Here is a 24,373-nt window from a genome sequence, read left to right as displayed (position 1 = left end):
CTTCGAGCATGCGACCTGGACCCATCGGCCGAACCCCATAATGAATCACGAATTGAGCATTTCAATCAGGTTGAGTTCATCGACTCTGCTCGCGAGCGATCAGACAGAGACTCGCTGGCGCGTGGCACGAGCGCCCGGGCCACGGATTCTTCACGGGGTCGGCTCGCCCAGTCGTTGCTCGCACGACTGACCGCGGTTAAAGTGGGGCTTGGAGGTCGGATTTGATTCAGAAACGTCGACTTCTGCTGGCCTGTCACATCCATTCGTTACTATACAAAAGTAAATTTCTCAAGGAAACGAAACGCCAAGCTTGTCGCGTCCAGGACTGGCTGAGCGGTCGCCCCGCGAAATCAGACCTGATCCACAGCCTGACCACAAACCGAACTTATCGCATCATCGGATTCGATCCCGTCCACGGGGCTGTTGCAGTCCGTCGCCTCGGCGCGATCGGAGCCACCGCGAACGGCACGACTCACCAATTCGACGCCGCTTATAGTCACCACGGGGTCCTGGCAGTCATCCCTGGAAACCCTCGTTCTTTTTCCTTGGAAATCGGCGGCGAACCTGGGGACGATGCGTCGGCCGAGCTAGTGTTCTTGGGTGCGAAGTGGCCTTGTGACCCGTGAGGGATTATCTTGGAACAAAGGACGTGTTTCCTCCAGCGAGCAGGGTCCAGTGACGTTGGCGTGATTCAAGGCCAGAGGCTCCAGGGACTCAGATGAGTTACTGTTCCTCCGAGATTCTCTCCTGTCGAGGCTCGATCATGGACGCCGACCAGAGCGACAGCCACCACAACTCAATCGATGCAACTCTCACGAATCTTCTCGAAACACTGCCCGATCGTCCGTCCTGGTACGATCGATGGCGAAATCTGGGCCCCGATTCCTCCGAGACCGACCGGCTTTCGGTCTATCAGGAGATCCGGGATTCCCAACTGCTCCCGGCGGACGCCGGCTTTCACTTGATTGCCTGGCAGGCAGACGCCCTCGCCAGCAAACACGCGGAGACCGCGCTTCGGGAACTCGACGACCGCCTGGAGTCCCTCGAGGCGGCGCACGCATTGAACGACCTCGATGCCCCGGATTCGGGCGATACCTCCGAGGAACATGAGCGGGTCCTTGAAGAATATCACCGAGCCTGGGCCGCGATCTTCACCAATCAGCTCGATGAACATGGCGAACACGAGATCGCGGAGCTCTTCCGCACAAATCGCGAGGAGTTCGATCGGCGGAACGAGGCGGGCCGTCAGCTCTTTCAAGGCCTGCACGACCTGGCCGATGCTCGTGACTCGAACTGGCTCGATTCCCTGATCGAGGCCGTGGGGGGATGCCTCGCGGCCGACAACTTGATGGGGCCGCTAGGAATCCTCTACGGTGAAAAGGATGGATTCTGGGAGGTAGATATCTATCCAACACCGGTCGAACTGATCGGCGGCGCAGACGATGGGGCCGTCGTCTCTCCTGCCTTCTCGCTCGATCTGGAGGCGTTGCGATCCACGTTCGAGCAAGTCGAGGACTTCGGATGGACGACGATTGGCTGGCCTGACGGCAACGGCCCGTTCGTCTGGATCAAGGGGGCTCACCAGGGACACGAACTGCTCTTACGGATTCTGGCCCAGGCACCCGAGGGCGAAGAGCCAGGATCAAAATTGCGGTTGCCCGAAGCGTCGAAGGAGCTTCCGGACAACCCGGAGTGAGAGCGTCGCGCGCCCGTGAGCATCGCCACTTCCAAACGAGCAGCGCCAGGTGGGGTGGGAGGGCGTTGGGGTTCAGCCTCTGCCGACGAATGGCATCTTCGTGGCCATCAAGGTCATGAAGAGCGCGTTTGCCTGAAGGGGCAGGTTTGCCATGTACAGCACGGTCCGAGCCACGTTGTCGACATCCATCGTTGGCTCGACCGCCGTCTGGCCGTTCGCCTGGATCACCCCGCCTTTCATCCGGGCGGTCAATTCAGTCTCGGCGTTGCCGATGTCGATCTGGCCGCAGGCGATGTCGTAGACGCGACCGTCCAGGGCCGTCGACTTGGTCAACCCGGTAATCGCGTGCTTGCTGGCCGTGTAGGGCGCAGAGTTCGGGCGGGGCGTGGTCGCCGAGATCGAGCCGTTGTTGATGATTCGGCCTCCTCTCGGGTCCTGATTTTTCATGAGCCGGAATGCCGCCTGCGTGCAGAGAAAGACGCCGGTCAGGTTGATGTCGACGACCCGACGCCACTGCTCGAACGTCAGATCTTCCAAGGGAACGGCCGGAGCGCCTGTGCCAGCATTGTTAAACAGCAGATCGAGGCGTCCGAAGGCGGCTTTCGTCGCATCGAAGAGCGCCTGAACAGAGACAGGATCGCTGACGTCGGTGGGGACGGCGAGGGCTCGTGCTCCTGCCGATCCCGCTTGCACCACCGTCTCGGCGAGTGCGTCCAACCGGCGGCCGGCCAGCACGACCGAATACCCATCCTGCAGAAGCGCCAAGGTTGTCGCCCGGCCAATCCCCGACCCAGCACCCGTAACAATTGCGACCTTACCTACCGAGTTCATGGCGTTGACACCCCATTGTTCTGTAGAGCGCTGGAGGGAATTCCGACGGCCCCCCGACGCATCTCATCCTTGGATCGCCGGCCGAGTGGGCAGCGCGATCATGAGAATACCATGCGAGCGGTTGTGATCGCAGACAGAGCCGGTCGTCACGCTGGGCAACGAAACCGCAATCGCCCAGGCCTGCGTAAGGCTGCGTTCCGCAACGTAAAAGGTCGGCTGCACGAGTTTTACGCAGCAGCGGACGCATGCTGCCTTTTCCGATCGCGATTTGTGCTCCGGAAAGAATTCGGGCGGAGCACCCGAGGGAGTGATTGACCCTTCAGGCCATCGAGCCGCTGCCCCGCCGTGACGCGCCCTTCTCCCCACAGTTCGGGCGCATGCGGAAGGCCTCCACCCACCTTGCGTGTGGCATTGGTGGGTGGAGGCCTTTGCATGTTTTTAATGTCGGATTTCGGTTGGCTCAATCATCATCGTCATCATCATCATCCGCCTCGAGCCGCGGAACCACAAAGGCCGCTCGGACCGGCGGCGGCATCTTGGAATTCGCGCCTTTGACGGCCTTCCAGATGATCTCGTTGAAAACAAGGTCATCGGCCTGGTCCTCCTTCGAGAGGTCCAGTTTCATTGATGCTGCCGCGCCTGGAGCCGTGCGGAGATTGATCTCTTTGAGGTCTACGTTCGCCGGTCGAACCGTGTAGGGCGATGCATCCAGCACCCCGGTAAGGACATTGACATCGGCCGCGACGAGGCGTCGAACTGGCTCATCGGGTCCAGCCCCAGGATCAACTCGATCGTACGGAGCATCGACGAGGTGGAATACATCGTCGAATCGACCGATTTTCGCTTGACGTACGGGCTGATCGCCAGGGCCACGGTACGATGGGCATCCACATGATCAGAGCCGTTCTGGGCGTCATCCTCGACCACGAAGATCGCCAGCTTCGGCCAGAACTTGCTCCGGGACAGGCCCTCGACAACTCGCCCCAGCGCCAGGTCATTGTCGGCGACCATGGCCGTGACCGTCGGCTTCCCTGGCGCGGTGCCCGAGGTATGGTCGTTCGGGAGCCGTAAGACGATCAGCCGGGGCATCTCGCCCGCCTTCTCGAATTCGGCCAGTTCCTCGAGGAATCGGTCGGCCCGCTTCTGGTCGGGGTAGTCCAGGTCATAGCCACGATACTTCGGGTCGAAATGGCCTTGGAGCGCCTTGACCTTGGTGGTCGACGGATCTGCGGGTGTCTTGCCGTTATCGATGAATTCGCCATAGCTCCGATACGAAACCCCCTTGGCGGCCGCACGATCCCAGAGGTAGCCGCCAGCCGGGGTTGCGATCGCGAAATTCCCCTCGGCCGGGAACGGCACGCGCCCGTCGCCTCGGTAGCCGAGCGGCCAGGTGCGTTCCACGAAGTCGGTCGCGTACGCCCCCATCGTCCACTCATGGCCGTCCGCGGAGACCTCGGACTCAACGTAGAAGTTATCCAGGAGAACATACTCACGCGCCAGGGCGTGATGGTTGGGGGTAACCTTCTCGGGAAAGAGGCAGAGCGATGACTCGCCGTTGCCCTCGGGCATGTCGCCGAAAATCTGGTCGTAGGTGCGATTTTCCTTGATGATGTAGATGCAGTGGGTGATCGGTGAAGGGTCGCCCACCTTCGACGGAATGGGGTTATTCTTGGCGGCCTGGGGACCGGTGACGCCGGCCGGGTCGTCTTTCTTGATCGGGCTGCAGGCGTAGACCGTTCGGGAGTACTCGGCCATTTGCCGGGGCGCGGGCATCGGGATTGTGGAGAGGGTGCCCTGGAGGAGCCCGGCGATGTACTGGCGGGTGCGGCCTTCGCTCCCCCCTGAGAAACCAGGACGGGGGCCGTCACGATTGGCCCGGGATGACCCACCCTTGCCGTTGGTGACCCAGAGCGTCTTGCCGTCGCGGCTGGCGCGGACGCTTGTAGGATACCAGCCCACCGGAATGAATCCCAGCGGAGTGCTCTTGCCAGCGTCCTTGACGTTGAACGCCGCCACGTCGTTGGTGTTCGCGTTCGCGACGAGCAAGATCGACTCGTCGGGTGTCAGGGCCAGCGAGCTGGGCGTCGATCCGGCCGGGGCCTGGGGGGCGATCGCGGTGTTGATCGTCTCGATCGCCTGGCCTTTATTCGTGTCAAGGACGGTCACGGTATTGCGGTTCGCATTCGCGACGTAGAGGTATCGCCCCTGCTTCGCGGTGAGCATCTCATTGGGGTGCTCTTGCGTCTCGTACTCGCCGTCGAGCGCGTTTGCCTTGATGTCGATGATCGCAACCTTCGCTGCGCCCCAGAGGCTCACGTAAAGCCGACCTGCATTCTCGTCGAGCGCCAATCCGTAGGGATACGAGTCGAGCCCGAGTTCGATCTCGGAGATCAGGGCCTTCGACTCGGTGTCGAAGCGCGCGAGCGTATGACCGAAGGCATTGGCGGCCCAGAGGCTCTTGCCGTCGGCCGAGACGGCCAGCCCCGCGGTGACGCGCTGGCGTTTCTTGCCCCCTGGCCCGGACTCCTTCTGGAGTGGAGTACGGTCAGGATAGCGAAAGGTCGACTTGTTCGAGAGCAAACCGTCCTTGTGGTCGAAGCCGTAGATCAGGTCGTCGAACCCGCCCCCGACATAGAGTCGGTCGCCGTTCGCCGACCAGACGAGCCCGGAGAAGCTCGCCGGAATCGCCGCACGGGCGATGGTCTGACCCGACTTGGCGTCGAGGGTCCAGACCTCGTGTTCGCCGTACCCGGCATGCAGAATCGCCAGGATCGGGAACTTGGGGTTCTCGGCCAGAATCACGGGCAGGTCGCCGAGCGGTGATTGCTTCCCGGCGGGACGCAACGACCATCCATTCGGCAAGAGCACGGACCCGGAGCGAGTCAGACCCGGCAGCATGATTTCTCGTTGATCTGGCTCTTTGGGAGTCGGGTCGTCGGCCCCGACGGTCATCGCGGCGAAGATCGCCACAATGACCAAGGTCGCCCGACCCACTTGTCCGTCGTAATGTCGCATGAGGCCCTCGTCCGCCTGGTTCCAGCCATTGATCGCTTTCCCACTCCGCAAGCCACAGAGTAGCGGGACCGGAAGTAGAAGAACACGGTGAGTTGGCTAATTCCGTGTGAATCCACGATCACGAGAACGACCCGCCGGACCCCACGGGGCTCGAAGAAAATTCACGACTCCAGCCGCGCTACGTCGCTTTCGAGCCAAGCGCGGCGTAACGTCCGATTGGTCCAAGCTCCACGGTTTGATTGCAGCAAGACTCGAACGGTGCTGGTACCCTTTGGGCACAAGATGAGCACCCGACTCTTCGCGACCGGGTCAAGTGACGCCACGAGGTCAACAATGAAGCATCTTCCCATCGGTCCGCTCTACTACGAATTCAGCCGGCATCATGACCCCCGCGTGCGGATTGAGCCGGGCGAATCCCTCACGGTCGCGAGCGAGGACGCTCTCTCGGGACAGATCCGGAGCAATACCGATCGGCGCGATAAGGTCAAAATGCCGTATAGCAATCCGCTCACCGGACCGATCGTAGTCGCAGGGGCCGAGCCCGGCGATGCGCTTGCGGTGACAATCCACGAGATCCGACCGACCCTCGGCGAGTGTGCCACGAGGACCGCCGACCCGAAACAACTCTGCGAATGGCTCGGAACCGACTGTCCCCACGGCACCCACGTCTGCCCGATTCGGGACGGCCTGGTTTATTGGAGCGACTCGGTCACGATCCCTTATACGCCCATGCTCGGATGTATCGGCACGGCCCCCGATTGGGGCTGCCCCACGACCGCACCCGCCGGCCCGCACGGCGGGAACATGGATATCATCGAGACTTGTCCTGGGAACACGATTTTCTTACCGGTCTTCGTTCCAGGGGGGTTCCTCTATCTGGGCGACGCCCATGCCGCGATGGGCCACGGCGAGCTGTCCGCCACGGGCCTGGAGATGCCCGCGGAAACCACGATCACGGTCGACCTGATCAAGGAAAAGAGGCTGACATGGCCGCGAATTGAGTCACCCGACGAGATCATGACGATCGTGAGCGGCACACCGATGGAGCGGTCGATCGCCCAGGCCTACGCCCTCTTGAGCTTGTGGATGGAGGCGGAGTATGGCTGGGATCGGTGGCGTGCTTACGACCTGCTGACTCACGTCGGCCAGATTTCGGTCGGTTACTACGGCATCGGTACAGTGGCCGCCAAGGTCAAGAAACGTTACCTGCAAGGCCCATGAGGTTTGAGAGCCGGAATTGCGAGGCAGACACTTTTAGCCCAGTGGGGCGACCGCCAGATCCGGCGTCTCGCGTTTGACGGTCTCCCTATCGAGGCTGACACGAAACCATTCAGCCAAGAACTTTCCCCTGCAACCATTGCATTCATGAATTTCACCAGAGTTTGGCCTCGGCCGCGAGGATCGGTTCCAAAAGGGCTTTTATCTCGGATTCGTCCCCGGGACTCAGCCGGCGCTGGGGCGGCCGGGGCGGGCCGAAATCGCGTCCGATCATTGGAATTGCGACCTTGAGCATGCTGATGTTATAGGAATCGCCGAACCGAGCTCGGTAATCTTCGATCGGCCGAAGGATCCGCAACAGTTCCATGGCACGAGGATAGTTTCCGTCCTCGAGCGCCGTGTGGAGGGCCAGGGTCAGGCGAGGGCAGAGGTTGCCCGCCCCCGAGGTATATCCGCGCGCGCCGGCGAGATGAAAGAATGGCGCGAACCGTTCGGCCGTTCCGCAATAGACCCCAACGCGTGCCCCGTAATTCTGGATGAACCGAGTTACGGCATCAATGTCGTTGACAGCGTATTTGACCCCGACGAGTCGCCCTGTCGCTGCCAGTTCGCCAAGGAGATCATCACTGGGAAACGGCCCTTTTTTGTAGGCGAGGAACGGGAGTGGCAAAGCGACCATCAACGCCTGGAAGTAGTCGCGGAGCCCGGAGTCACCGAGATAGGGGTGAATCGGATGCATGACGAGCAGCGCGTCGGCTCCCACGTCGATCGCCGCTCGACCGATCGCCAAGGCGTGCGAAATCCCGAGCCCGATCGGTGCCAGCACGACCGCGTCGTCGCCGACGGCCCTGCGAACCACGCGAACACAAGAGACAACCTCGACCGCGCTCAGCGAGTGAAATTCGTGTGCGTCCGGTGAACCCCTTCTTGCGGCCCATGCTACGATCGGTGCATGGCCGAAAGGGGGTGAACTATGGGCCGAGTGGCAGGATCGAGAAACGGGCGGGAGCCGTACTGGCGGCTGGTTCTGGCCCGGTGGAAGCGGAGTGGACTGTCGGTCCGGGCGTTCTGCCTGGCCGAGGGCGTGAGTGCGCCGTCGTTTTATTGGTGGCGGCGGGAACTCCAGCGGCGCGACCAGCCCAAGCCCGCGTTTCTTCCTGTGCATGTGCTCGCCGACAAGGCGGAGTCGCCCGCCGGGAGCATCGAGGTCGTGCTGGCCAATGGACGCTGCTTGCGGGTCGGGGCCGGGTTCGACCCTCAGACCCTCGTGCAAGTCGTTGAACTGCTCGAAGCCGGAGAACGGTCATGGTGAGCTTGTCTCCAACCGTCCGGATCTGGCTCGCGCGCAGCCGGTCGATCTGCGAAAATCGTTCGACAGTTTGGCGGCCCTGGTCCGCGACGGGCTCCAGGGCGATCCGCTCGGGAGACATCTTCGTCTTCCGCAACCGGGCCGCCGATCGCATCAAGCTCCTGATTTGGGAGGAGGACGGGTACGCAATCTGGTACAAGCGATTGGAAGCCGGCACCTTTCGCTTTCCGCCGTCTCCGGAGGCTCAGCCCGCGTCGAGGTCCGCGCCGCGGACCTCGTCATGCTCCTCGAAGGGATCGACCTCTCGAGCGTGAAACGCGGCAAACGCTATCACCGACCCGTCCCCAGAGCCACGGTGTGAGTCCCCGGCCGGCCGCCGCGTTTTCCAAAGAATCATCGAATAATATAAGAACCTCATGCGTCTAAAGTGCATGAGCGAAGACGCCCGCCCCATCACCTTTGAAACCCTGCCGATCCCACGGCGACGTTGCCCAGTGATCCTGCCTTCCTCCAGCAGATGATCATCGAACTGCTCGCCGCCCTTCGCGAAACACGGCGTCAGAACGAGGAATTGCAACATCGCCTCGACCTCCTTTGCGGCGGCTCTACGGCCCACGCACCGAACGCTTGACCCCAATCAACCGCTGCTTATCCCCGACGCCTTCAGAACCGCTGGCCCCGGAACCCGAACCCTCGGTCACCGGCGACGCGGTCGCACCTGAGCCCGAGCCCGAGCCGGGTGCGGCCCCGCGAAGAAGAATCGATCTCACGGCCGCAGGCCCTGCCCAAGAACCTCCGCCGCGAGCCTCAGGTCTACAGAATTGACCGAAGCCGAACGCCGCTGTCCGCAATGCGGCGAGACCCGAGCCCAGATCAGCGCAGAACGCAGCGAGCAACTCGACTATGTGCCGGCGACCTTGTTCGTGGTCGAGCACGTGCGCTGCACTTACGCCTGCCCGCACTGCGAAGGTCAAGTCGTCACCGCCGGCAAGCCAGCCCAGCCGATCCCCAAGGGTTTGCCTGGACCGGGACTACTAGCTCATGTGATCACGGAAAGTATGCCGATCATATTCCACTCCATCGCCAGGAACGCCGCCTGGCCCGGCAAGGTGGAGCTGTCACGCTCAACCCTCTGCGACTGGATGGCCGGCGCGCCAAAGTCTCGAGCCGCTCTACGACCTGATGAAGACATTGGTCCTGTTGTGCGGCACGATTCACACCGACGACACGTCGGTGAAGCTGCGGACTCGGAGCGAAAGATCAAGGCCTTGGCCCGGCTCTGGATCTACTTCGGCGATCATCTTTATCCTTACAATGTTTTTGATTTCACGAGGAGCCATAAGCGAGACGGTCCGAGTCTGTTTCTCAGGGTTTTCGCGGTTATTTGCAGGCTGATGCCTTCAGCGGCTACGACGGCATCTACGCGGGCGGCAACGTCGTGGAGGTGGGTTGCAACGCCCACGCCCGCCGCAAGTTCGTCGAGCGCAGAAGACGGACCTAACGAGGCGAGTACGGCCCTGGCCTACTACCGCCAGCTCTACGCGATCGAGAAGCAGATCAAAGCAGAGCTCGCTAAGCTGCCTGAGGACGCCAACGAGCCGACACGGGCCGCGATTCGGCTACAGGTGCGCAGGAGCGGGCGGTGCCAGTTTGGGAGAGCCTCGAGAGTGGCTGAAGGAGGAGCGACCGCAGGTGCTCCCAAGAGTCCGATGGGAGGGCGATCGGTTACATGAAGAACCACTGGGAGGCGTTGAAACGGTACACCAGTTCGGGCTACCTGTCGATCGATAACAACGTAGCCGAGCAACATATGAAGACAATCGCGACTGGACGAAAAACTGGCTTTTCACTGGGAGTGAGACCGGCGGGAAGACCATGGCCGTGCTGTTCAGCGTAGTGTCGAGTTGCCAGCGTCACGGTCATGACCCGTTCGTCTACCTGCGCGACGTGCTATCCCGATTGCCGGTGCTTCCCAAAGAGAATCTGGCCGACCTTCTCCCTGACCGTTGGTCGCCTCCCCAAGCCGCCGATCCTGCGGCGACCCCAGAGGGTCCCATCGCCGACGGTTCCCCGAGCTGACAACGGCTCCCGCCGGCACTCGAAACGCGGCGCGCTCCCACCGCGGTGTTCGGGCCAGGCTCGACACGGGTTCGAGCGCGCGTCGCGTCTGTTGACGCCGGATCATGACACCGCGCAGGGTTTCGACCGACGGTCACCAAAGTGGCCGAGGCCCCTCGGCCAGTTGCGAAGGGGGACGTGGTCCGCCGGACGCACACTGAAATTCTCCCGTCCCGGCCGCGGGGAGGAAGACGCGAATGCCGGCGTCATACAGCCAGCGGGCAAAATCCGCCAACACTTCGGTCCGGACCGTTTCACCATCCTCGGAGAATGGCGTCAACGGGACGAGTTGAACGGTGGACAAGCGAGCGGGGTCGAGGCTCATCAGCGGGGGATCTCCCGGAACGGCCAATGCCTTACAAGACACCATCATCTCATGACAACCGAAATTCATTCGCCCGTCACGGACGCTCTCCCTTCGCCGGGCGTGCGGCAAGCTCGCTAACCTCGTTGGCCTTCAAGGCCCGTCCATAGAGACGAAGGTCGCTCAGGCTGCCCTTGAAGTAGTCGTGCATGCCAAGGCCAATCTTCAAGGGTTCGTCATTTGTAAGGTCAAGATCAACCGGGTTAGAGGGAGTGGAATCGGCGACGGGCTTGCCATCCACGAAAAGCTTGAGGCGGCCACTCTCACGAATGGCTGCGAGGTGCCTCCAGCCCGGTTTCAACTCGTGGTCGTAGGAGACGTTCTCGCCCACCTCGAGTCCATGAACCCTGCCCGAGGGGAGTGTTCCGCAGAAGAGGCGGCCTTGAAACAGGGCCATCGACCAGGCTCGGCGATAGCGCACGTCGGGGGTCCGGTCGAGCTGGCCGGTGTTGGCCCAGGTCACGCCCCCGTCGTAGCGATGAACCTCGGCCAGGGGGAGCGTGCCGCCATAAAGTTTGCCGTTGTGAACAGCCATTCCCATAACCTCTAACTCGCCCCCCAGGCGGCCTGCCGTCACCCACTGCCGCTCTCCGTCGTACCGGAAAACCTGCCCGTTGGGCCAGGTCCCCACGAAAAGCTCTCCGTTCCAGACCTCGAAGGAATAGGTCTGCCCGCTGGTTTCCAGTTTGCCGAGCGACTCCCAACTCGATCCGTCAAAGCGGTAAACCGCGCACGCGTCATACGAAGTTGCATAAACGTGCCCGTTGTACACTCCCAGCGCCACGACGCGCTCACCGTCGCGGGGAAGCGGACAAGCCACCCATTCACGCCCCCCTTGGTAGCGAAAGAAGCCAGCCGGCTTGTACAATGACGAAGCATAGAGCTCGCCCTGAAAGACGGCCATCCCGCCGACCGCTTCTGTCTTCGGCAACTGGCCGCAGTCCGTCCAGGACCCGTCGCCGTCGTAGCAAAGCACCTTGCCACCGACGTTCGCGTTCTTCGACTCGGTCAATGACGAGCCGGCCAGTCGATAACGACCGGTTCCCGCGTAGAGCTTGCCACCGTATGCGGCCAGGGAGGTCACCGCGTTGCTTCGGTCGGGGCTGCCGCAGTCCACCCAGCGCGTTCCTCCATCGTAGCGATAGACGTGGCCTGCCTCCTCGTTGCCCCCCTCGCAGGTCCCCACGAACAACTGCCCGTTGTGGACCGCCATCGCCATTACATAGACCGCGTTGCCGGGCCTCCCCTGGTCAGTCCACGTTGGTCGGCTCCCGGAATCAATACCGAATTGAATGTTGCGGTAATTCGACTGACTGCTCGTCGTACCGGCCCCATTCTTGATGCACCAGTTGAGCCCGCGTCGAGCCGCCGGATCATATTTACTCACCAGGTCGCCCAGAACGTCGTCAATGCGCTCGTCGGTGTGCGCCCAAACGGCGAAGGTGAAGTCGTTCGTTCCGAGGTTCAGCGAAGGATTGGCTGGCACCCGGATGTAAGACTTCCGTCCATCGAACTTGACCGCCGAATTTGCTTGACCACCGGGCCCGGACGAGCCGAAGTCGACCCCAACGCTCTCGCCGTGATTGCCCCGGCCCGAAGAATCCTTGGCGTCTCCGGCAAGTTTCCAGTGACCGATTAATCCCGCATCTTCGGCAAACGACGGCCGGGTCAAGGACCCAACCAGCAGAACAGTCACCAGCGTGAGCGTCCGACTCATCTTGCTTGAACTCCCTCGATAAAAGCTGCGACACCGACCCGCCTCGGCAAATACTTCCGGGTTCGACAGCATCATCCCGCTGGGGAGTATCGAGGTCAACGACCGACCCGCCTGGATCGAACAATTGTTTGCCACAGTCGCCAGTCAGCGCAGCCCATGAATCACGAAGAGACGTGCAATTGTGGGCGGGTACGCGAAAATCGAATCAAAAAAAACGAACCATGACTTCGTCAGGTCATGATTCGATTCCATGAAATGAGCGAGCTGCCACGGGCCGTATCCAACCCGTGACACTCGCAAGTCATTGAACGTCAATGAGAATTTCAGGCGAAGAGATCCGTCGCGACTTCACCAGCAACGTCGGTCAGGCGAAAGTCGCGACCGGCGTACTTGTAGGTGAGTCGTTCGTGGTCGAGGCCCAGAAGATGCAAGATGGTGGCATGAACATCATGGATATGCATCTTCTGTTCGACCGCGTAATAGCCGTAATCGTCGGTGGCGCCATACTTGAACCCGCCCTTGACCCCACCCCCGGCCATCCACATCGTGAATCCTTCGGGGTTGTGATCGCGGCCGTCGGTTCCCTGGGCGGTGGGTGTGCGGCCGAATTCTCCGCCCCAAAGGACGAGGGTGTCTTCGAGCAAGCCCCGAGATTTGAGATCTTTGAGCAGGGCCGCGATGGGCAAGTCGACCTCGCGAGCGTTCTTCTCGTGCCCCTCTTTGAGCTTGCCGTGCTGGTCCCATTGCACGTAGGAGTCGCTGTGGGTGACCTGGACGAAGCGGACCCCACGCTCGGCGAACCGACGGGCCAGCAAGCACTGGCGACCGAAGTTCGCGGTGACCGGGTCGTCCAGCCCGTACGCCTTCAGGGTTGCGGGATGCTCGCCCGCCAGCGACTGAATTTCCGGCATCGCAGACTGCATTCGGAAGGCCAATTCGAACGAGTCGAGCCGCCCTTCCAGGTCGAGGTTAGGGCCGACACCGGCCAGGTGATCGCGGTTCAGGTCGGCGAGCAGGTCGAGTTGCAATCGCTGGAGATCGCGAGGGGTCCGCGCATTTTCGATGTAGCGTACGCGAGCGCGATCGGAGGGCACACTCGCGTTGCCGAGCGGCGTTCCCTGGAACCGAGCAGGGAGGAAGGCCGACCCCCAGTTCAGCACGCCGCCATGAGCCAGAGTCGGGCAGATCGTGATAAACCCGGGCAGGTCCTGGTTCTCGGTACCCAGCCCGTAATTGATCCAAGACCCCATGCTCGGACGTACGAAGCTGTCGCTGCCGGTGTGGAGTTTCAGCAGCGCCCCTCCGTGGGCCGCGTTGGTACCGTGGACGGAGTTGATGATGCAGAGGTCGTCAACACATTGGGCCACATGCGGGAAAAGCGAACTGACTTCAATGCCGCTCTCGCCGTACTTCTGGAATTTCCAAGGAGAGGCGAGCAGTTTGCCGGTCGGGGCGAACTGGACCCGCGGTTTGGCAAAGGGAAGCTCCTTGCCGTTGTCGCGTTGAAGGAGGGGCTTGGGATCGAAGGTATCAAGGTGCGACGGCCCCCCCTTCATGAACAGGAAGATCACGCGCTTCGCGCGTGCCGGGAAGTGCGGGGCAGGGGGCACATCGACCTTCTTGGCCGGCGCCTCGGCCGAAGATTCTTCGGCCATGAGGGCGGCCAGGGCGAGGGCCCCAAACCCCGTGGCGCAACCCTTCAGCATCCGACGGCGCGAGGTCAATTCCCAATTGAATTGGTCCACGGTTAGGCCCTCGTTACTCGATATAAACAAATTCGTTGGACGCCAGGAGCGTCTGGCAAAGTGCTTGCCAGGCGCGGAGGACTCGCTCCGGGGCCTCTGGCACCGAAGCCGCAATCCCATGCGCGAACCGGTCAAGGAAGATTCCGGCGTGTCACTTCCGCCGGCTCCGGCGGTCGGCCGAAGGCCCGCAGGTAGAGCCGACCGATTCGATCGGCATCGCTGGACAACTTCGGTGCCAGCAGTTCGGTAGCCAGGGTCCGCGCCGTCTGGTCAACCAATTCGCTGTTCATCATGAACAAGGCCTGAGGCGCCACGGTCGTGGTCGCCCGGTCGCCATTGGTCACACCGGCCTCGGAGTAGTCGAACAAATCAAACGCATCATACAGATGATTGCGTACGATCGGAAGGTAGACCGATCGCCGCCCGACATCGTAATTCGTGGCATCCTTCGAGGTATGATCGAAGAAGTAGCCGCGATTCGCGACGTTGAGCAGCGAGCCTCCCATCGTCGGATCGAGCCTGCTGCCGACTGTCAGGAGCGCGTCACGAATCGCTTCCGCCTCGAGCCTGCGGGGGCTAAACCGCCAGTGAAGCAGGTTCTCGGGGTCGAGCTGCACTCCCTTGGGATCGAATGTCGAGCTCATCCTGTAAGTGCTTGAGAGCATAATGATGCGGTGCATCGCCTTGATCGACCAGCCGGATTCGACGAAGCGCTGGGCCAACCAGTCGAGAAGCGGCGGATGACTCGGGCGTCCGCCCAGGGCACCGAAGTTGTCGGGAGTCGAGACGAGCCCCTTGCCAAAATGCCAGCGCCAGATCCGATTGACCATGACCCGACTGGTGAGCGGATGGGCAGGGTCGGTTAGCCAGCGGGCCAGTTCTAACCGCCCGCTCTGTGAGGCGCTGAAGGTGGGCGCGCCCGTTGAAGCCAGGACAGTCGGAACCCGACGTGCGACTTTCTCACCCAGCGACAGATGGCTGCCGCGGATGTGGACGCGGACATCCGCAACGGGTCCCTCGGTCACCCCCATTGCAGAGGGCATCACAGGGGCCGATTTCTCCAGCGCACTCAGCGCGTCGCGCAACCGTTTGAGCTCGTCCTTGGTGGCCTGGGGATAGAGTGGCTCGGGGGCCTTCGGCAAAACGAATCCCGCGCCAGCCGACGCCTTAAGCTTCTCGTTCGCAGAACGAGCCAGAGCGTCGATGGTCGCCTTTTGCGCGGCAACCTGCTTGGCATGTTCCGCCAGACGAGCCTGGTCCTGCTTGGTGGCCAGCGGGATCTCGTACCAGCGGGCGACCTTTGCGAAGGTCTCCATCGTTTTGGTACTGCGGAATACCCCCGCCAAGGCGTAGTAGTCGGTCGTGGCGATCGGGTCGAACTTATGATCGTGACAGCGTGCACAGCCGAGCGTGAGCCCCATGAACGCTCGACCGACCGTGTCGACCTGTTCGTCGACGATATCCATCTCCATCTTGGTCTCGTCGACCTCGGCCAGCACCTTGGGCCCCAGGGAGAGGAATCCGGTCGCGATCAGCCGTTCATGCGTCGCCGCCTCGTCCCCCTCCACTGGCATCAGGTCTCCCGCGAGTTGCTCGCGGAGAAACTGGGCGAAGGGCTTGTCTTGGTTGAAGGCGTTGATGACGTAATCGCGATAACGCCACGAGTTGCCGTAGGCGACATTCTCATCCAGGCCGTTGGAGTCCGCATAACGCGCCACGTCCAGCCAGTGCCGACCCCATCGTTCCCCGTAGTGGGGCGAGGCCAGCAATCGATCGACCACCCGGTCAAACGCGTCGGGAGCCTCGTCGGCGAGAAAGGCGTCGATTTCCTCAGGCTTTGGCGGTAGCCCAATCAGGTCAAAAGTCGCCCGCCGGATCAGAGTCCGCTTGTCGGCCAGGGGCGCGGGTTGCAACCCCTTCTCCTCGATTCCGGCCAGGAGGAAGCGGTCGAGTCCGGATCGGGGCCAAGCCGCGTTCTTGACCACGGGAATCGGAGGGTCGACCGGAGCACGAAACGCCCAGAAATTGCGTCCCGCCTCGAGATCGATTTGGGCTCGCGTCGGAGCGGGAGCTCCACCGGTGCGCGGATCGGGGGCTCCCATCGCGACCCACTGCGTTAACAAGGCGATCTCATGCTCGGAAAGCTTGCCCTTGGGGGGCATTTTGAGGTCTTCGTCGTCGTAGCGTACGGCCTGGATCAGGAGACTCGTATCCGGTTTGCCAGGCTCAATCGACGGCCCGAGATCGCCCCCTTTAACCCAGCCGTCCTTGAGATCAAGGCTCAGGCCACCCCGGATCTTCTTGGCGTCCTTGGAGTGGCATTCGTAGCAGCGTTCCACGAGCAGCGGTCGAATCTTCTGTTCGAAGAATGTATTACCATCCTGCTCTGGCGCTGCGGCGGAAGCCGAATCGGGAAATCCGATGGCCAGGAGGCTGATGAGAACCGTGACGAATCGTCCAGGTTTATCGCCCGTGGCACGGTTCGTCTTATGGCGAGGCGTGCATTGACCTCGCAGCAACGATGTCTCGATCATGACGTCGTCCGAATCAGGGCCAGGGACTGGGTTCATCACGCTTAAAACAATTGTACCACAATAAGCCTGTACCTCCATAGCCATGCTCCGGGTCAAGTGCACTCGGGAATGAGCCTGCGGAGGTTGGGCCACCATTCTCCCGGTCGAGCCCACACAAACGGAGGCGGCTGGCAACTCGCGATCTTGTCCCTTGAGTGATAGAGTCGGGACGTGAACGAGATGACCCTCCGACGCTAGACGGACTATCGATCATGCCGATTCGACGACCAACTGCGTGCCTGGCCGCATCGTTATTTCTGCTCTCGATCGCCAGAGCCGAGGCTCCTCCGAATCCCCCCGCCGGACCGGCACCGGCTCTGACCGTCGTGACGCTCGGCGACTCGATCACAAAAGGTGTCCGGGCAGGAGTAAGCCCTGAGGAGACCTTCGCGGCGATCACCGAGTGCGAGTTGAAAGCGAAGGGAATCAATGTTCAGGTGGTCAACCTGGGCGTTGGTGGTGAGCGAACCGACCAGGCACTGAAGCGACTGGACGAGATTTGCACACCACGTCCGCAATTCGTCACGGTAATGTATGGGACGAACGACAGCTACGTCGATCCCGGAAAAGAAGGCCCTCGACTCACGCTGGAGCAATTCCGGAAGAATCTGCGAGCGATCGTCGAAGGGCTGCTGCTCCGTGGCATCGATCCGATCTTGATGACGGCTCCGCGCGAGGCGGAGAACGCGCCCTTGAATGGGCTTGGCGAGAACCGGAACATACGCCTCGCCCCCTTTATGGTGGCCTGTCGTGAAGTGGCGAAAGAGTGTCGCGTGCCGCTCGTCGACCACTTCGCCCGCTGGACCGATGCCGAATCGAAAGGGCAGTCGCTGAAGGACTGGACAACCGACGGATACCACCCAAACCCGGTGGGGCACCAGGATCTTGCCAGCGCGATCGTCCCCGTACTTCTCAAGACGATCCGGCCCGACACGCCTCGCGTCCCGTTCACGACCCGGCTCGATACCGTGCTCGAGCATGACGATGGCAAGTTTCTCTGGTATCACCCGCGAGTGACTTCGATCCCGTCGCCCGACGCGAAAGCGGATCCCAACGTGCTGATGACTTTGCAAAAGCATTTAAACGTGTCGGATCATTACTCAGGCCTGAGTGTGATGCGAAGCAAGGATTTGGGACGTACCTGGATCGGGCCCGACGCCGTTTCAGAGCTGGACTGGATCCGCGAAGCCGGGAACGTCGACGTCGCGGTTGCGGATGTCACACCCGGTTGGCATCCCGCGACGGGGAAAGTTCTCGCGGTCGGAGCGCAGGTGCGCTACAGCAAAAAGGGAGAGCAACTCGAGGACCAGGCCCGATCCAACCAGACGGCTTACGCCGTGTTCGACCCGACCTCGGGCCGCTGGACTCCCTGGCGGCGACTTGAAATGCCGGTCGGCCCAACGTTTGACTTTGCCCGCAGCGCGTGTGCCCAATTCGTCGTCGAGCCCGACGGATCGGTGCTCCTGCCTTTCTACATCGGCCGGTCGGCCACCGTGCCTTACGCCGTGACGGTGGTTCGTTGCAGGTTCGACGGCGATAAGCTGACCTACGTTGAGCACGGCGACGTACTGGCGCTGGACGTCGCCCGCGGCCTCTATGAACCGTCGCTCGTCCGCGCCGGAGGCCGCTTCTTCTTGACGATCCGCAACGACAACAAGGGATACGTTACTGCCAGCAACGACGGTCTGCACTACCGACCTGTCAAGGCATGGACTTTCGACGATGGGCAAGAGCTCGGGAGCTACAACACTCAGCAGCACTGGCTCACTCACGGTGACGGCCTCTTTCTCGTCTATACGAGACGCGGAGCCAACAACGATCACATCATTCGCCATCGCGCCCCGCTCTTCCTCGCCCAGGTCGACCCAGAACGGTTGTCGGTCATTCGAGCAACCGAACAGGTCCTGGTACCCGAGCGTGGCGCGGAGCTCGGCAACTTCGGCGCGGCGGCGATCAACGATCGAGAGTCCTGGGTCACCGTGTCCGAGGGAATGTGGAATGAAACCGCTCGAAAGCGAGGGGCGAAAGGCGCCTTGTTCGTTGCCCGAGTGCTCTGGGAAGAACCGAAGACGCCCGTTCTCCCGACGACTCGCGCAGCTCTCCAGGGCGGGAAGCCGGTGCGCGTCGTCTGCTTCGGGGACAGCGTGACCGGAGTCTATTACCATACCGGTTCGCGCCGGGCCTATACCGACATGCTCGGGGTGGCGCTCCGACGAACCTATCCCACGGCCGAGGTCGCCATGACCAACGCGGGAATCAGTGGTCACACCACGCGCGATGCGCTGGCGCGGATCGATCGTGATGTCTTGAGCCACAAGCCAACCCTCGTCACCGTCATGTTCGGCCTCAACGATGTTGCGCGACTGCCGATCGAGGAGTACCGCAAGAATCTCGGGGAGATCATCGCCCGATGCCAGGCCGCCGGGGCCGAGGTTCTCCTCTGCACACCGAACAACGTGATCACCACGAAGGATCGTCCCATAGGTCGATTGCTCACATACTGTCAGGCTGCCCGTGAGGTTAGTAAGAGTTTGAACGTACCGGTTTGCGATGTTTATGCCGAGTTGGAAACCCAGCGTGAGCGTGATCCGCTCGCCTGGCGGCTGTGCATGAGCGACGAGATTCATCCGAACATGGACGGTCACAAGCGGATCGCGGAATCCCTCTCCCACGCCATCACCGGGAAAGACGTCTCGCTGGCCGACGTCGCCCCGTTGCCCCCCTTGCTTTCACGAACCGCCGCTCGCCTCAAAGCGGGACAACCGATTCGACTGGTCGCCATGCCCCCCTTCGACGAGCAGCTCAGCGCGGCATTGAAGGCCGAGGCTCCCGACGCAAGGCTTGAAATCACGCGCTGGCCCACGGAGGGGAAAACCCTGTCGGAACTGGAGCAGGATGCCAAGGCGAGAATTCGTCCGACGGCCCCCGACCTCGTCGTGATCGCGGCGCCGCGTTCCGCCAGGTCAGAGACCCTGGAATCGTTGATCCACGATTACGCGTGGCTGATGAACTGGTCACTGAACTTCGGTGCGGGGGGTTGGGACTGCATCGTCGTTCATCCGTCGGTCATCTCCCCCGATCCGGCTGGGGAACATGACGACCTGATCCGTCAATTAGTGCGGGCCCAGGATCTCCCCCTCATCGATCGCCGCCCCGGCGACGATCGCCCCGCAACCGAAATCCTCCGCGCTTGGTTGAGCCAGAATCCATGGCGGGAATAACGCCAACCCAATAAAGCTATTGACACAACTAAATCTACTCTGCATTGATAAAAATCAACGATCCGCGACTGGGCGAGAATCTCGCTGGATTTCCGGCCCGGTCGAATCCGTAGTACGGCCGGGCCGGCCGTGCTACTGCAAACCAACCGATTGCGGAAACCGCAAGAATCATCGGTTCTTTCGCGCTTTCGCGGATCGTTGATAGAAAAAGAGAGGCTCACGGGCTCCCTTGACGATTTGAGGGAAGTCCGTGACCCAGCACGTTTCACTCTTGAGCCGCGCTCAGATTTACTTTGCGATCCAAGCCCTCACGCAGATCCGCTTCTGAGCGTTCCACTAAACAAGGGCGATCGAAGGGGGAGGCAGTCGATGATACGACGCGAAATGATAATTTATCTGGCAATCATCTTCATCTCAGGATGCACTGACGCGGGACAGGCTAAAAACGATCAGCCAACGGAATCGAGCCAACGACAAGATCGCGTCACGCTCAAGAAGCCGATCGGCATCGCCACCGTCGCAGGCGACTTCACCCCGTTGGTGGATGCCGGCCAGCGGCTTCCCTACACACGATCCGAAACCTTCACCAACAAGACCGACGGCGGCTCAGAGGCCCTGGTTGAACTCTCTCAGAAAGATGAATCGGGGATCGAAACCATCGCGTCGCTCATTATCGCGATCCCGAGCGTTGCCGATAACGCTCTGCAAATCACCGTGACCCTAAAAATCTCAAAAGACAAGAAAATGCGTGTCAAAACAACGGTCGTGCAAACCGCAAACATGCAGGAGTTCGGCCCCTTTTCCGTCGAGTGATGAGAGTTGGCCAGGCGGGTGGAATCCATGCTCGACTTGAGTCTTGTCACGGCAATTCCAAATCTCAGTTTTGCTTTGCCGTGGCCCCGGACACTTGCCAACGCTCGTCGAACAAGCCGGCTTGGATTACTTCCTCATTTCCGAGCCCCGAGCTTTTCTCTGCGAGTTTGACGATGGCCCAATCGCCCAGCCGGGGGAAGAGCAGGTAGTTGAGGGTTGACAGCTCCTGCTCATGAAACGTGTGACCGCTATTGAGAACCACGTATCGATTCGGGGCGAGTGGGTTCGGGTGGATCAACAACGGTACATGGTCGGCCGCGGCGTAAGTTGCGGTTCCGACCACGCATTCGTTACGCGTCCATCGGATCGGGAGCTGTGGAAGCACCTTGCTGATCCAAGGGTTACTGCCGGGGTCGCCGAAGAGGATGAGGTTGAACGGTTCAAATCGTCGGCCGTCACCGCCGTATCGTCTTTGATCGGCAGCTCGCCGCGGAAATATTGGTTCCACTCCGCGGCGAACCGTTTCAGGTTGGCGTCCGACCACGCCTGCACGGCTGGGTTCCAGGGCGTTCCAGTGCCGCGGACGCAGAGAAAGGGAGTCGTGAAAGCGTCATCGATCGGCCCTTGCAAGCCTGGGCGCTTGCCTTGAAGGCGAGAATCGTCGAGCTCACCGCCATCAACCCACCGGCCATCCTGTCTGGCGAGCACGATGGCGCCTGCGCCGTGGTCGGCCTGGTTCCGCGCGATCGGTACGAGCTCGGATCCGACCCGGATTCGCGTCATGCCGGCCTTCGCGACCGGTGGAAGGATGGCGAATCGTGTCACGTTCGTCGGGTTCGCCACCTCGATCGTTCCATCGGCGGCGATCTGTGCATCCAGTTCGGCCCGAGCATAGTGCTCGGCCATCCCGAGGATTTGCACCCAGTGGCAGCGACTGTACTTCAAGGTCCAGGTGACGAAGCGAACGTGGTTCGGAGTGTGGTTCAGGCCCTTGTCGGTCGTCTCATGGATCCGCCGCATCTGCTCTCGATGGGTCGCAGGATCGATCACATGGCCCGTCCCTGGCGAGATCAGGTTGACCATCGTCAGGCCCTCTTTGGCCATCGCGCGGCCCATGATTTCGTGGGCCTGGAAGAACAGGTCCTTCTCCCCCATGCAAGCAATGGCCGGCACAACGCCGGCATTGGCCGCATAATCCACCGAGTCGAGCATATGCAACCCTTTATCCTGATGGGAGGGCAACTCGCCCACCTTCACGAATCGGGGCACAGGGGTCAGGGAAAACTGTCGCGTATCAACGTAACCACAGTAAGGGCCAAGGGCGACGAATCGATCGGGGTGTTTGAGCCCAAGGTGCCAGGTCCCCGACGCCCCCATCGACATCCCTCGAAGCACGATTCGATCGCGGTCGATCGCATAATTGCGACAGACCGCCTCGATGGCCTCGAAAACGTCGGTTTCCCCAGCCCAACGGTATCCGTTCTCGACCCTGCCCAGTGGATGGAGTTCGATAAAATCCTGGTCAGGCGCATGGGCGCTGAGACGATCATCTTCGTCGAACCGATTCATAAACCTCAACTCACTCATCCCGGTCGGCAGCGAGCTCCCATGAAGGACGACGTCAAGCCGAATGGGTTTTGCAGGGTCGAACGTCGCCGGGACGATCACGCCGTAGGGTTGCACGGAACCATCCACCCCAGAGACGAAGCCGCGGACGAGCTTCCCCTTTTTCACACCCCAGGGCAGACTTCCGGACTCGAGCGCACTCAGTCGGTCATTACATCGCACCAATGCCCTTTCGAGCAGTGTAAGGTCGGCCGGTGCCAGGTTCGAGTCGTAGCGAAGGGCCCAGGTGATCGCTTTGGCGAACACTTCGACATCGGCGCGATGGTCCTGCCCGCTCCCCTTGAGCGATTGCAGTTTTTCGAGTCGACCCTTCACGGCATGAAGGCCCTGTTCGATTTGCTGCCGCTGATCGACGACGGCACGACTCGGCCGGACGGGCGCGAGGATCCGCGACGCATGCGATTGTTCGTGGTAGACGGTGTTCGTCGCGACGATCGGGTGAGGCGAGGGATCGAGCGTCAGCGGTTCACCCGTGTTCGGGTTCGGCTCGTAGAACGGGGCGCCGGTGCTGGCCACGGTGATCCGGATGCGATGTCCTCGATTGAACACCTGGCTCGTCCACCCGACGTCGAAGGCAACCTTGGCGACTTTGCCGGGCTCGAGCATCACCTCCCGGTCGTACCCGTCGCGATACCGGGCCCGGCGAATGTAGTCCATGATGAGGATGGAGCGGCCGTCGGGATAGACGTCTGAGACCCGGACGATGAAGTCGGTGTCGGGTGCCGAGGAGGCGACGAATAGCTCCGCCTTCACCTTGCCCGTCCACTCGACCGGTTCGGAGAGCGGGTCGGACGTGAAGGTGCGCACCTCTCCTTGTTTCTCGAACTCGCGCGCGTCCTTGGCACCGGGAAACCCACGAGCGGGGATCTCGTTCGGGTGGAGGGGGTCGGCCAGGAACGTCGTCGCCGAGGTCGGGGCGTCGGGGGTCTTGGTGGTAAGCTTGCCCCCCGCTTGGAAGTAGAGCGACTCCTCCGTGGCCGTGATCGGCCAGTCGGAGGCCGTGCGCCACTCGTTGCCCGGCGCCCCCTCTTCCCCGACCGCCCCCATCACGTAGTAGCGAACCGTGGGCTCACGCTCAACGCCATTATCAACCCCTTTGAGGTAGTGGTCGAACCAGCGAATCATGTGAGCATCCATGGCAAATCGGGCGTTCTCGGGGAAGGTGAGCTCGGCAACCTTGTTCGCCTCCTTCGACCCACCGTGAAGCCAGGGGCCGATCAGGAGCTGTTGCTTCCCCTGAGAGTTCGGACCGCCCCGGTGCTGTCGGCCAATAAAGCTCTCCACCGACCCGATGCACATAAAATCAAACCAGCTGCCGACGGTAAAGCAGGGGACGTTCATCTTCTCAAGGTGCTTCGTGCAATCCTCCTCGGCCCAGTAGGCGTCGTAGGTTGGATGTGTGAACCACTCTTTGAGCAGGCGTCTGTTGTCCTCGGGGTTACGGCACACCGAGTCCATCGTTTTGAAGCGTTCCGGACGAGCCGCGCCTCCGATCCGATAGCCTTCGTGGAACAAGCTCAGGCCGGTGTCGATCATGTACTGGCAAGTCAGGTGAGGAGGACGGGTCACGGCCAGGAAATTTTGCGCGAAACCGGCCTGGGAGCTGCCGAAGGTCCCCACTTTGCCCGTCGACCACGGCTGCTTGGCCAGCCATTCCACCGTGTCGTAGCCGTCGCGTTTCTCGCCCCAGCCGAGGTCACGATAGCCCACCCAGGTCCCTTCCGAGAGCTGAGATCCCCGGAAGTTTTGGCCGGCGACGACATAGCCCGCCGCGGCCATCCGGGCGAGGTTCTTGCGCGAACCGCGGAGGTCGGCATACCGCTGCTCATAAAGTACGGGCCAGGGACCATCCCCCTTCGGTGTGTAGATGTAGGTCGACAGGCGAACCCCGTCACGCATCGGCACCATCACATGTGTTTCGGTGACCGTGCCCAGGTCGGTCGCGGGAGCAGGTTCCGCAGCATCCGCAACGCTCACCGCCGTGATCAGGCCGGCGAGAGACAACAACAATAATCGGGTTCTCACCAGCGAATCTCCCTGCCGGAAACAAGGAACGAAGTAACAGCGATCCGACTGTCGAAGGATGACCGTTCGGTTGCCAACGAGACGCAAAGCCTGGCGATTCAC

General features: G+C 61.6%; 20 protein-coding genes. 9 read left to right on the top strand and 11 right to left on the bottom strand.

The window, feature by feature from the left end; translation table 11 throughout:
* Positions 1–763: 763 nt before the first annotated feature.
* On the top strand, positions 764–1,696 hold the full coding sequence (locus V5E97_RS33870) for a hypothetical protein (protein ID WP_406695948.1): 933 nt from the start codon (positions 764–766) through the stop codon (positions 1,694–1,696).
* A 72-nt stretch (positions 1,697–1,768) separates the two neighbouring features.
* On the opposite strand, the gene V5E97_RS33865 is transcribed toward V5E97_RS33870, so the two are convergent.
* The 3 genes from V5E97_RS33865 to V5E97_RS33855 all read right to left on the bottom strand — a co-directional run bounded on the left by V5E97_RS33865 (position 1,769) and on the right by V5E97_RS33855 (position 5,542).
* Positions 1,769–2,527: an SDR family oxidoreductase gene (locus V5E97_RS33865; protein ID WP_406695947.1), complete on the bottom strand. Its 759-nt coding sequence runs from the start codon at positions 2,525–2,527 to the stop codon at positions 1,769–1,771.
* Positions 2,528–2,987: 460 nt separating this feature from the next.
* Entirely contained in the window at positions 2,988–3,152 is a 165-nt protein-coding gene (locus V5E97_RS33860) for a hypothetical protein (protein ID WP_406695945.1), read from the bottom strand.
* A 47-nt stretch (positions 3,153–3,199) separates the two neighbouring features.
* Positions 3,200–5,542: an alkaline phosphatase family protein gene (locus V5E97_RS33855; RefSeq protein WP_406695944.1), complete on the bottom strand. Its 2,343-nt coding sequence runs from the start codon at positions 5,540–5,542 to the stop codon at positions 3,200–3,202.
* Between the two features lie 333 nt (positions 5,543–5,875).
* On the opposite strand from V5E97_RS33855, the gene V5E97_RS33850 reads away from it, so the two are divergent.
* Positions 5,876–6,763, top strand: coding sequence for an acetamidase/formamidase family protein (locus V5E97_RS33850; protein WP_406695943.1), 888 nt, complete (start codon positions 5,876–5,878; stop codon positions 6,761–6,763).
* Positions 6,764–6,914: 151 nt separating this feature from the next.
* Here the strand turns inward: V5E97_RS33850 and V5E97_RS33845 are convergent, their stop codons facing one another.
* Positions 6,915–7,619, bottom strand: a complete 705-nt coding sequence (locus V5E97_RS33845; protein ID WP_406695942.1) for a dihydrodipicolinate synthase family protein — start codon at positions 7,617–7,619, stop codon at positions 6,915–6,917.
* A 114-nt stretch (positions 7,620–7,733) separates the two neighbouring features.
* Between V5E97_RS33845 and tnpA the strand changes: the two genes are divergently transcribed.
* Both tnpA and tnpB read left to right on the top strand, forming a co-directional pair.
* The gene (tnpA, locus tag V5E97_RS33840; protein WP_406694549.1) at positions 7,734–8,072 is read left to right on the top strand and encodes an IS66 family insertion sequence element accessory protein TnpA; all 339 of its coding nucleotides are present in this window, start codon (positions 7,734–7,736) and stop codon (positions 8,070–8,072) included.
* Entirely contained in the window at positions 8,066–8,383 is a 318-nt protein-coding gene (gene tnpB, locus V5E97_RS33835; RefSeq protein ID WP_406695941.1) for an IS66 family insertion sequence element accessory protein TnpB, read from the top strand. The genes tnpA and tnpB overlap by 7 nt, the downstream gene beginning before the upstream one ends.
* Here tnpB and V5E97_RS33830 read toward each other — a convergent pair.
* Positions 8,314–8,649 (bottom strand): hypothetical protein, encoded by a 336-nt coding sequence (locus V5E97_RS33830; RefSeq protein ID WP_406701307.1) that lies wholly within the window; start codon positions 8,647–8,649, stop codon positions 8,314–8,316. The genes tnpB and V5E97_RS33830 overlap by 70 nt on opposite strands.
* 241 nt (positions 8,650–8,890) lie before the next feature.
* On the opposite strand from V5E97_RS33830, the gene V5E97_RS40505 reads away from it, so the two are divergent.
* The 3 genes from V5E97_RS40505 to V5E97_RS33810 are packed head-to-tail and all read left to right on the top strand — an operon-like array spanning position 8,891 to position 10,148.
* Positions 8,891–9,802 carry an IS66 family transposase zinc-finger binding domain-containing protein gene (locus V5E97_RS40505; protein ID WP_475297059.1) on the top strand — a complete coding sequence of 304 codons (912 nt, stop codon included), beginning with the start codon at positions 8,891–8,893 and terminating at the stop codon, positions 9,800–9,802.
* Positions 9,799–9,966: an IS66 family transposase gene (locus V5E97_RS33815; protein WP_406694556.1), complete on the top strand. Its 168-nt coding sequence runs from the start codon at positions 9,799–9,801 to the stop codon at positions 9,964–9,966. The genes V5E97_RS40505 and V5E97_RS33815 overlap by 4 nt, the downstream gene beginning before the upstream one ends.
* Positions 9,945–10,148 carry a transposase domain-containing protein gene (locus V5E97_RS33810; RefSeq protein ID WP_406694555.1) on the top strand — a complete coding sequence of 68 codons (204 nt, stop codon included), beginning with the start codon at positions 9,945–9,947 and terminating at the stop codon, positions 10,146–10,148. The genes V5E97_RS33815 and V5E97_RS33810 overlap by 22 nt, the downstream gene beginning before the upstream one ends.
* A gap of 133 nt (positions 10,149–10,281) precedes the next feature.
* On the opposite strand, the gene V5E97_RS33805 is transcribed toward V5E97_RS33810, so the two are convergent.
* From V5E97_RS33805 to V5E97_RS33790, 4 genes are all read right to left on the bottom strand, one after another.
* Positions 10,282–10,512 carry a hypothetical protein gene (locus V5E97_RS33805; RefSeq protein WP_406695940.1) on the bottom strand — a complete coding sequence of 77 codons (231 nt, stop codon included), beginning with the start codon at positions 10,510–10,512 and terminating at the stop codon, positions 10,282–10,284.
* Between the two features lie 76 nt (positions 10,513–10,588).
* Positions 10,589–12,268 (bottom strand): LamG-like jellyroll fold domain-containing protein, encoded by a 1,680-nt coding sequence (locus tag V5E97_RS33800; protein ID WP_406695939.1) that lies wholly within the window; start codon positions 12,266–12,268, stop codon positions 10,589–10,591.
* A 323-nt stretch (positions 12,269–12,591) separates the two neighbouring features.
* On the bottom strand, positions 12,592–13,974 hold the full coding sequence (locus tag V5E97_RS33795; RefSeq protein WP_406701259.1) for a DUF1501 domain-containing protein: 1,383 nt from the start codon (positions 13,972–13,974) through the stop codon (positions 12,592–12,594).
* Positions 13,975–14,144: 170 nt separating this feature from the next.
* The gene (locus V5E97_RS33790) at positions 14,145–16,547 is read right to left on the bottom strand and encodes a PSD1 and planctomycete cytochrome C domain-containing protein (RefSeq protein WP_406695938.1); all 2,403 of its coding nucleotides are present in this window, start codon (positions 16,545–16,547) and stop codon (positions 14,145–14,147) included.
* Between the two features lie 251 nt (positions 16,548–16,798).
* Here V5E97_RS33790 and V5E97_RS33785 point away from each other — a divergent pair, with 251 nt between their 5' ends.
* Complete coding sequence (locus V5E97_RS33785; protein ID WP_406695937.1) at positions 16,799–19,807, top strand: GDSL-type esterase/lipase family protein; 3,009 nt, start codon at positions 16,799–16,801, stop codon at positions 19,805–19,807.
* A gap of 369 nt (positions 19,808–20,176) precedes the next feature.
* Positions 20,177–20,620 carry a hypothetical protein gene (locus tag V5E97_RS33780; protein ID WP_406695936.1) on the top strand — a complete coding sequence of 148 codons (444 nt, stop codon included), beginning with the start codon at positions 20,177–20,179 and terminating at the stop codon, positions 20,618–20,620.
* Positions 20,621–20,684: 64 nt separating this feature from the next.
* Here the strand turns inward: V5E97_RS33780 and V5E97_RS33775 are convergent, their stop codons facing one another.
* Both V5E97_RS33775 and V5E97_RS33770 read right to left on the bottom strand, forming a co-directional pair.
* Positions 20,685–20,921, bottom strand: a complete 237-nt coding sequence (locus V5E97_RS33775; RefSeq protein WP_406695935.1) for a hypothetical protein — start codon at positions 20,919–20,921, stop codon at positions 20,685–20,687.
* Positions 20,915–24,271: a CocE/NonD family hydrolase gene (locus V5E97_RS33770; protein WP_406695934.1), complete on the bottom strand. Its 3,357-nt coding sequence runs from the start codon at positions 24,269–24,271 to the stop codon at positions 20,915–20,917. Before V5E97_RS33770 ends, V5E97_RS33775 begins: the two co-directional genes overlap by 7 nt.
* Between the last annotated feature and the right edge of the window lie 102 nt (positions 24,272–24,373).

Origin of the sequence: Singulisphaera photorubra (genome assembly GCF_045290345.1) — a bacterium.
In the GTDB taxonomy this organism is placed as follows: domain Bacteria; phylum Planctomycetota; class Planctomycetia; order Isosphaerales; family Isosphaeraceae; genus Singulisphaera.
Note: the sequence above shows the minus strand (reverse complement) of the source record. Positions and strands in the feature narration are given on the sequence as shown.